This window comes from Salinivibrio sp. SS3 (genome assembly GCF_001722105.1).
Classification (GTDB): Bacteria; Pseudomonadota; Gammaproteobacteria; order Enterobacterales; family Vibrionaceae; genus Salinivibrio; species Salinivibrio kushneri.
Genome location: NZ_MEBQ01000042.1, coordinates 36,282 through 42,415 on the forward strand (window position 1 = coordinate 36,282; position 6,134 = coordinate 42,415).

Here is a 6,134-nt window from a genome sequence, read left to right on the forward strand (position 1 = left end):
GTCGTTTTGCAATGGGAATATAGCAGAGGTGACAGATGTCTCAAAAATGTGTCAAAGCCTATGTCACAGGTCACGTTCAGGGGGTTGGCTTTCGTTATCACACCGCCCATGAAGCGTTAAAGCTTTCATTGACCGGATACGCGAAAAATCTGCCGGATGGTCGCGTTGAGGTATTGGCCTGTGGCCGCGAGGAGTCAGTGGACGCGTTAATGACGTGGTTAGATAAAGGGCCACCGACAGCAGGCGTCGATCAGGTTGACAAAGAAGGAGCGGAATGGCGCGCCGTTGATGGGTTCGCCATCTTATAGCGTCTTAATAACAGGTCTCAATAACATAGAGCCTAGTGCCAATCGTTACATGCGCCGCGAGGGTGTGGCGGCGCTTGATTTATCGGCCTCGGGACTTGTCGGCCTCGATCACTAGAGGCATTTAGCGGGCTTGGGTAAGCCTGCCAGCTTGGTGGCCTGTTTGGCTGGGCCTTTCGGGAACAGCTTAAACAAGTACTTGCTGTTGCCTTTTTCTGGGCCGTATTCTTTTTCCATCGACTTAACCAACAAACGCACCGCTGGTGAAGTGTTGTACTCTTGATAAAAATGGCGGACAAAGTGAATCACTTCCCAGTGTCCCTCGGTCAGCGCAATGTTTTCTTGTTCGGCAAGCAGCGGCACCAGGGCTTCGTGCCAATCGTCCACATTTTTTAAATACCCTTGCGCATCCGTCGCAATGGTTTCACCTTCATACACCAGCATAGTCTTACCTTTGTTCGTCATCTGACCGGACGTTATCGCTTTGATTAAGGCTGCAAAGCATAGCGAGCAGGGAGGGCGAGTGCAACTGGCGCTCACTGTGCGGGATGTGGCGCGCCGCACTGAGTGGGCGCGCTTTGCAATCACCCGCTTTTAGGGATAAAAAACGCAGCCATAAAAAAAAGCCGGCGTGTGCCGGCTCTTTGTGTTTGTGACTGACTAAACCTTGGGGCTTAGTCGTCGTTCATAAAGCCAAGAATGCTTAGCATGTGAACGAAGATGTTGAAGATGTTCAAATACAGCGACACGGTGGCGCGGATGTAGTTGGTCTCGCCGCCATTAATGATGTTGCTGGTGTCATACAGAATAAAGGCTGAGAAAATCAGTACCGCGATAGTGCTGATTGCCAGACTCAGCGCTGGGATCTGCAAGAAGATGTTCGCGACCATTGCCACCAGAAGGGCAATCACACCGGCAACCAAGAAACCACCCATGAAAGAGAAGTCTTTCTTAGAGGTAATGGCATACGCCGATAGGCCTAAGAACACCATACCTGTGGTGGCGAGAGCCTGCATCACAATCCCTGGGCCGCTAGACAGGCTCAAGTAGTAGGTCAGCGTTGGGCCTAACGAGGCACCTAAAAGGCCGGTGAACACGAAGGTCCATACAATACCGGCAGAGGAGTTCATGGTGCGTGGTAGCACAAAGAACACGATCGCCAACGCACCTAGGGTCATACCTAGCGACATCATTGGGCCGATGCCGACAGCGATAGCGATAAAGGCCGCGATAGCACTGGTGATCAGTGTCATCGATAGCAGTGCATACGTGTTACGTAGCACTTTGTTTGTAGATAACGCACTCTGCTGTGACTGGCTGTGCGAAACGATACGATCGTTCATAACGTTCTCCCGGTTGGGTTAACAATCCATTTTTATATACGACAGTTATGTGGGCAGTCGTTCACTTTTTCAAGCCGCCCACGTCCTTAACCTAAACCACGACTGGCTTTTATAAAGTCAATAATACCTTATCCACGCCCAACACCGTTGCTGAAGTTGTAAAAGGATGTTAACCCAGCCCCTTAAGCGTGAACAAGGTAAAGTTTGTTACATCAACCACTTCCACCAGACGAATACGGCCAAAAAGCCGAACAAATACACTAATCCGGTGATTGCCAATGCGCGCATCGCTTTGCTCATGGTCACTTCAGGCGGCAAGCGGTGTTTGGTCACCAAAATATAGTTGAGCAATGCAAAGAAAGGCGTGGTGACAAATGCCGCGACCATGGCGAAATCAAGCATGGTCAGCAGTGCGCCGGTCCAAAACGCCACAATCGCCAGTGCCAACACCGAGATCAGCATCATCCAGCCTTGTGCGATACCCGGGGGCGCCTCGGCTTCTGTTTGTTCACGCAACAAGCGTTGTGATTCAGACACCACGCGCGCATAGCCATCAATCACGGTAATGGTGCTGCCAAAAATACAGAAAAAGGCCACCACCGCAATCAAATAGCGCGACCATTCACCAATGGTGGCGGCATACAGGCCCACTAACTGATGCGAAAAGCCAATACCCGATTGCTTTAGTTCAACCCCGCTGCCATGCAGAAGCAAGGCACCGAGTGATAAGAACACAATCGCCAACAGCGCGGTACCGATGTAACCGACGTTAAAATCAAACAGCGCCGCTTTGGCGTTAATCGGATCAGATTGCGCTTTACGCTTGAGCCACACCGAGGTGATGCTAGAAATTTCAATCGGAGCCGGCATCCAACCCATGGTCACCACAATAAAGCCGATGGCGGCGACAGACCAAATCGAGGGTGCATTGAAGTTGGGTTCAACCGCGACAGGATTCCCCACGGCAATCGTCACTGCCACCAAGGTGGCGCAAGTCAGCGTCGCCATGATCACTTTTGATAAGGTATCCAGCGCTTTGTAATGTCCCGCAATCAAGATGACTAAGCAGGTAGCCACAATAATGCTCGAGAGCACCGTCAGTGAGAGATCAAACGGCACAAAATAGCTGAGCAAGCTGGCACTAAATAAGGTCAAGGCCGCGGTGTTAATCACCCCAGATACGGCACTCAGTGCGACAAACAGCCACAGGTAAGGGCGACCTAAACGCGCATAGCCCTCGACCAAGGTTTCACCGGTTCCCGCAGTATATTGTACGCCTGCTCGAAAAAAGGGGTATTTAAACAAGTTAACGAGCAGGATCAATGCCGCAAGCTGCCAGCCATAAATGGCTCCGGCTTTGGTTGAAGCAACAAGGTGAGAGCCGCCTACAGCTGCCGCGGCCATCATGATTCCTGGCCCCAATGCGCGTAGACGTTGCATCACCGACAAGCTAGGTCCTGTCTGATGCGAAGAGACGGTTTGCATGTGTGTTTCCTTTATTGTGGTTGCGTTGTTGTGTTTGCTTTGTTGTATTTTTTAGCGCTATTGCTTTTGTTTTTTCCATTGAGGCTTATTTTTATCACTTTACCTTCAATAATTTTGTCAATAGCCACCCATGAATATCATATGAGCCAAACGAGTCAACCAATCTTGCCAAATTTGTTAAACGTAGGCGTGATGCCGAGTGTGAATGATAGACACTGACAACGTGACACAAAAAGAGAGGGATAAACATCCGACCATTGTCTGAGGGACAAGACAAAGCCAAAAGGGCCGTTTGCAATGGTCAACAACCACTCAATAAGTGTGATCGAGCGTCAAATTATGCTGGAAATGAGAGCTTAATCACAATAGAATGCTCGCCCAACATGTGCTCTTTGCACAGCGATAGCCAAAGAGTGACTGTGTCGCGATTCGCGGCTGAAGAAAAAGCGTCCAAGGTCGGGCCCACCTTCACCGAACCCGCGGTACGATGTAACGCATGATGGAACCTCTTGCCACCCCGGCAGCGTGTCGTACTCATCCGTACCGCAAGTGCAACACAACGGCAAGGTAATCTATTTATGCAACTTCTCTATAGTGCGGCAGGTCTGGTCGCTCTGTTTCTGTGCGCGTGCGCATTTTCCACCAATCGCAAAGCCATCAACTGGCGAACAGTGCTAGGCGCGTTTGGCTTGCAAGCTGGGTTTGCTGCCCTGGTGCTCTATATTCCCTTTGGTCAAGCCATGCTTGGGGCAATGAGTAATGGCGCGGCTAAACTACTCTCATTTGCCAACGAAGGCATCGAGTTTGTGTTTGGGCCACTGGCGAACGATGGGTTTATTTTCGCTGTTAAAGTACTGCCGTTAATCATTTTTATCAGTGCGCTGATTTCTCTCCTTTATCATCTCGGCATCATGCAGTGGGTTATTAAACTCCTCGGCGGCGGCATACAGCGATTACTCGGCACCAGCCGCGCAGAATCCTTGGTCGCGACCAGCAACATCTTTCTTTCTCAGGGCGAATCTCCTTTGGTAGTTCGCCCTTTTCTTAGCAAAATGACCCGCTCTGAACTCTTCGCCGTTATGGTCGGCGGCATGGCCTCGGTGGCCGGCAGTGTGTTAGGCGGATATGCGGCGATGGGTGTGGATTTGAAATATCTGATTGCTGCCAGCTTTATGGCCGCACCGGGCGGGCTATTGATGGCCAAAATCATCGTCCCTGAGACGGAAACACCGGCGGAGCAAAACCAGGTTGAAATCAGCGATAGCGATCAAGCGAACGCGATTGACGCCTTAGCCAGCGGCGCGATGAACGGTATGAAAGTCGCGGTGGCCGTCGGCACCATGCTAGTGGCCTTTATCAGCGTGATTGCGATGCTAAACGCTGGGCTCGGGAGTATTGGTGAGCTGTTTGAGCTCGAAGGCTTAAGCCTAGAAACCCTGTTCGGCTATTTATTCTCACCCCTAGCATTGCTTACTGGTGTGCCGGTGCACGAAGTGTTTGCCGTCGGCAACCTGTTAGGGCAGAAAATCGCACTCAACGAGTTTGTGGCCTTCTTATCCTTTGCCGATATCAAAGCGAACTTGTCGGTGCAAAGCCAGGTGATTGTGACTTTTGCCTTGTGTGGCTTTGCCAACATTGGCTCAATTGCCATTCAACTGGGCTCTATTGGTGCGATGGTGCCCGAACGCCGCAAAGATGTGGCAAGCTTGGGCGTGCGCGCAGTGATTGCCGCCACCTTTGCCAACCTAATGAGTGCGGCACTGGCGGGTATTTTTATCGCGCTATAATTACTGCGCGGTAAAGAGACTCAGCTAACGTCTCTCAGTTAAAAGCAGGGCGGTTGGCGGCAAGCTAATCGCTTTTTGCTACCAATATCGCCAACCTGATCACGGCTTGAGCGAGCAGACAAAAAGCGGCAAATAAAGGGTTTACAAGCCACAGCGAACCCAATATTATACGCCGCGTTCCGGAGAGATGGCTGAGTGGTTGAAAGCACCGGTCTTGAAAACCGGCAAGGGTTAATAGCCCTTCTAGGGTTCAAATCCCTATCTCTCCGCCACATACCGAAAAGCCGCTGCCCAGTCAGCGGCTTTTTTGCGTTTATCCCCCCCCACAAACTCCCAAACCCTGACCGCGCCAACATTTTAGACCCCTTTGCCTAAACACACTGCCCAGCATCTGATAACCTAGCCCGCAAAAAATCGCCCTGTAAGGCCTTTTGGACGCCGCCAACCAAAGGGCGGTAGCGTGGGCGCTAGAGCGCATTCCACTAAACTGCCAAGCTGTATATTTACGGCTCTTCATCGTTCATGGTGGAAAGTCATATCAAGTCCCCCAAAATAGAACAGTATCGCTGTCTTGAACCGTTGTTTGTTTCTAAAGCCTTTGGCTCTAAGCTTCATGTACTGGATTTTGGCATTTATAGCTTCCGCCAGGCCATTCGATGCCTTCAGCCGCATTGCATTAAGGATCGCTGGTAAGTGCTTTTTCACTGTCGCCGCTGCTGTTATCAATGGTTTAATTCCACTTGCTTTAACTAAAGCAAGCCACTCTAGCCATTGATTCCTTGCGCTTCTGATCGAACCTCCGTACCAGATTAGTCTTGCTTGCTCTTTGAGCAACCAGCTAAGGCTTGTATCTATCATGAGCTTGGCCAATTTGTTTATACGCTCCCTCAAGCGACCGGTGAGGTTTCTATTTCTTTTGAGCCAGCCATAACGCGTTCTGTAGCACTCTCGTTTAAGGTATGGCGGTAGACGGTTAACCTCTTGCTTGCGAACATCGTCAACAGCTTTGGTGAGCACTTTTGCCACGTGGAAATGATCAACTCAGGGAAAACGCATGAAGATCCGCGGCATGCCTGGGCTAGCGATTTAATGACTTAGTTGTCAATTAAGGCTGAAAATCGTGCGTTGAACCATGTTTATTAATTAAAATGAGTGAAAATAAAGGATCAATTTGTTGATCATTTTCAGTGCGATTTAATGGTCTCCTAATGTTT

General features: G+C 50.3%; 5 protein-coding genes, 1 tRNA gene and 1 pseudogene. 3 read left to right on the forward strand and 4 right to left on the reverse strand.

Features of this window, described 5'->3' with window-relative positions:
• Window positions 1-35 precede the first annotated feature (35 nt).
• Complete coding sequence (yccX, locus tag BGL48_RS11830) at window positions 36-308, forward strand: acylphosphatase (RefSeq protein ID WP_069362831.1); 273 nt, start codon at window positions 36-38, stop codon at window positions 306-308.
• A gap of 111 nt (window positions 309-419) precedes the next feature.
• Here the strand turns inward: yccX and BGL48_RS11835 are convergent, their stop codons facing one another.
• The 3 genes from BGL48_RS11835 to BGL48_RS11845 all read right to left on the reverse strand — a co-directional run bounded on the left by BGL48_RS11835 (window position 420) and on the right by BGL48_RS11845 (window position 3,133).
• Window positions 420-749, reverse strand: a complete 330-nt coding sequence (locus tag BGL48_RS11835) for a TusE/DsrC/DsvC family sulfur relay protein (protein WP_069362832.1) — start codon at window positions 747-749, stop codon at window positions 420-422.
• A 230-nt stretch (window positions 750-979) separates the two neighbouring features.
• Window positions 980-1,648, reverse strand: coding sequence for a Bax inhibitor-1/YccA family protein (locus tag BGL48_RS11840; protein ID WP_046073363.1), 669 nt, complete (start codon window positions 1,646-1,648; stop codon window positions 980-982).
• A 207-nt stretch (window positions 1,649-1,855) separates the two neighbouring features.
• Window positions 1,856-3,133, reverse strand: a complete 1,278-nt coding sequence (locus tag BGL48_RS11845) for an NRAMP family divalent metal transporter (protein WP_069362833.1) — start codon at window positions 3,131-3,133, stop codon at window positions 1,856-1,858.
• 578 nt (window positions 3,134-3,711) lie between these two features.
• Here BGL48_RS11845 and BGL48_RS11850 point away from each other — a divergent pair.
• Complete coding sequence (locus BGL48_RS11850) at window positions 3,712-4,920, forward strand: NupC/NupG family nucleoside CNT transporter (RefSeq protein ID WP_069362752.1); 1,209 nt, start codon at window positions 3,712-3,714, stop codon at window positions 4,918-4,920.
• Between the two features lie 181 nt (window positions 4,921-5,101).
• Window positions 5,102-5,192: transfer RNA gene (locus BGL48_RS11855), tRNA-Ser, on the forward strand.
• A 241-nt stretch (window positions 5,193-5,433) separates the two neighbouring features.
• Here BGL48_RS11855 and BGL48_RS11860 read toward each other — a convergent pair.
• A pseudogene (locus BGL48_RS11860) lies at window positions 5,434-5,949 on the reverse strand (transposase); the annotation flags it as partial.
• Window positions 5,950-6,134: the final 185 nt, after the last annotated feature.

Coding starts and splice junctions, on each gene's coding strand:
- yccX (WP_069362831.1), top strand. CDS start 36: ATGTCTCAAAAATGTGTCAAAGCCTATGTCACAGGTCACGTTCAGGGG.
- BGL48_RS11835 (WP_069362832.1), bottom strand. CDS start 749: ATGCTGGTGTATGAAGGTGAAACCATTGCGACGGATGCGCAAGGGTAT.
- BGL48_RS11840 (WP_046073363.1), bottom strand. CDS start 1,648: ATGAACGATCGTATCGTTTCGCACAGCCAGTCACAGCAGAGTGCGTTA.
- BGL48_RS11845 (WP_069362833.1), bottom strand. CDS start 3,133: ATGCAAACCGTCTCTTCGCATCAGACAGGACCTAGCTTGTCGGTGATG.
- BGL48_RS11850 (WP_069362752.1), top strand. CDS start 3,712: ATGCAACTTCTCTATAGTGCGGCAGGTCTGGTCGCTCTGTTTCTGTGC.